Genomic DNA, 2,176 nt, shown 5'->3' with positions numbered 1-2,176 from the left:
TACCACTCAACTTAATTTCGGATCAGGCTCTAAGCAGCGCCTTTACATGTCAGCGACACTTGGTGCTGGCGGAGACCTTGAGCGCCTAACCGGGCGCACATCGATTGCTCGCATTCCCGCTCCAGAAGATTTTCAAAAATCGGGCGTTGGCCGACGATTTTTCATCTTTGCGGGACTCTCCCTCGAAGCAAGCGAGTGTGAGAAACTGCGCAAAAAAATGCAAAAGCACGCAGGTCGTTCAGTCGTTCTTACGCCAGATGGTGCATCTGCTGGCGCAATTGGCGCGCAATTTGAAAATGAACATGAGTTTCAGATATTTAACTCGGATGACATAGAGCATTCTAAGGAAGATTTTGTCAAAGCGGACAAGGCCGTCGCGATCATGGCTGGGCGCTTCGATGGGATTGATTTCCCTAACGATGAGTGCCGCCTTCTATGTCTGGATGGTCTGCCAAAGGCGACCAATGCTCAGGAGAGATTTCTTATGAGCAAGATGGGCGCAAGCGCCCTTCTTAACGAGCGAATGCAAACTCGAATTCTTCAGGCCGCTGGACGCTGCACGCGGGCATTGCAGGACCGATCCGCTGTATTCATCACAGGGCATGAGCTCCTCGATTATCTCGCTGACGATCGAAACTGGCGCCATTTCCACCCTGAACTCCAAGCAGAGCTCGCATTCGGTGTGTTCCAATCAAAAGACGCCTCAGCATCAGAAATGATGTCCACATTCAAGAGCTTCATTGCCAACGACGCAGATTGGGATGAAGCAAATCGCTCGATTGTTGATGACGCAAATGATCTAGACCAAGAGCCATATCCGGCAATGGATGAACTGCAATCGTCCGTTTCACACGAAGTGCGATATCAAAAGGCGATCTGGAGCGGGGACTACGAACGCGCACTTGAAGAAGCTCGGTCTGCGACTGCGAAGCTAACTGCTCCCGAATTGGGCGGATATCGAGCTCTGTGGCACTATCTTGCGGGCTCCGCGAGCCAGAGATTGTCAAAGTCTCCCGGGGACGGACCGGCAAAGCTCGCATTGGAACAGTTCCGAGCTGCAAAAGATGCTGCACCGAATGTGCCTTGGCTCGCCCAGCTCAGCCGTGGAGAGGCGACTGACGCAGTGAGTGCTGAAATCGGCGCAGATGCAGAAATCAATGTTCAAGTTGAGCGGATTGAGGCCATGCTATTAGCACTCGGCACAGCCAGCAATCATAAGTTTGAGAAGCGGGCCAAGGAAATCCTTGACGCAATAGCTGATCCCGATGCCTTTGAAGAGGGGCAACGCAAGCTCGGGGAATTGCTCGGCTTTACCGCTGGAAACGGCAAAGGTGATGCGGACCCCGATCCTTGGTGGCTCGGGGAAGGCAAGGGCGTTGTCTTTGAGGATCATGCAAATGGAAGCGCATCAACGATTTTTGGTGCCAATAAGGCAAAACAAGCGGCGATGCATCCTGATTGGATAGCAGAAAATATTCCTGAAGCTAAGAATATGAACATAACGGCTATTCTGGTAACCCCATGCACAAAAGCAGGAAAAGGTGCCAAACCGGCTCTAAAAAAGGTTCTTTATTGGAATCTTTATGATTTTCGTATTTGGGCAAAAAATTCGATAAATACGATACGGGAGCTAAAGTCTGTGCTTCCTCCCGGTGGTGACCTGTTTTGGCGTATGAATGCTGTAGAGAAAATTGCTTCTGCGGGATTGACGCTTGAGGCCATTGTTCAGTCTTTGCCAAAAGCAGCCGATGCAATGGAAATCGCCGAAAAATGACCACTGACCCAATACTCGCAGCTTCGCCGACGCCCTAGCCTACGGTTTTGCAAGACTTGAGACATCGATGTCCGCAAACTTGAGCCGACTAACTGCTTCGGCAAGTGTATGGATGCGATGGCCGTTGCCGTAGGCTTCAGACGCACTCGATTTGCCCCCAGTTCCATTCGTCCAGCCACCCAGAGCCATCGCGATGTCATGATCGATACGAGCAGCCCTCAACTCATCTCGGAAGTTGTGGCGGAAGGAATGGAAGCAGGTCCGCTCTCGGTAGGCACCGCAGGCTCTGAGAAACTGGGTGAACCACTTGGAGAATGCCACGGCCCGAATGCCCTTTGTGCCGGGATCGATTTCACCAAATAGCTTCTCTTCGTAAGCGCTGTCGCGGTCCCACCTTGCGCG

The 2,176-nt window shown here is 52.0% G+C and carries 2 protein-coding genes; one reads left to right on the top strand and one right to left on the bottom strand.

Annotation, left to right across the window (positions count from 1 at the left end):
• Nucleotides 1-1,774: helicase C-terminal domain-containing protein (locus A7A77_RS17190; protein WP_216635618.1), on the top strand; the 1,774-nt coding region annotated here is incomplete at its 5' end.
• Nucleotides 1,775-1,813: 39 nt separating this feature from the next.
• Here the strand turns inward: A7A77_RS17190 and A7A77_RS18220 are convergent.
• On the bottom strand, nt 1,814-2,176 hold a 363-nt coding region (locus A7A77_RS18220; protein ID WP_216635617.1), incomplete at its 5' end, for a site-specific integrase.

Source organism: Croceicoccus bisphenolivorans (assembly GCF_001634625.1).
Lineage (GTDB): Bacteria > Pseudomonadota > Alphaproteobacteria > Sphingomonadales > Sphingomonadaceae > Croceicoccus > Croceicoccus bisphenolivorans.
The sequence above is the reverse complement of the archived record's forward strand: the minus strand, read 5'-3'. Positions and strand labels throughout refer to the sequence as shown.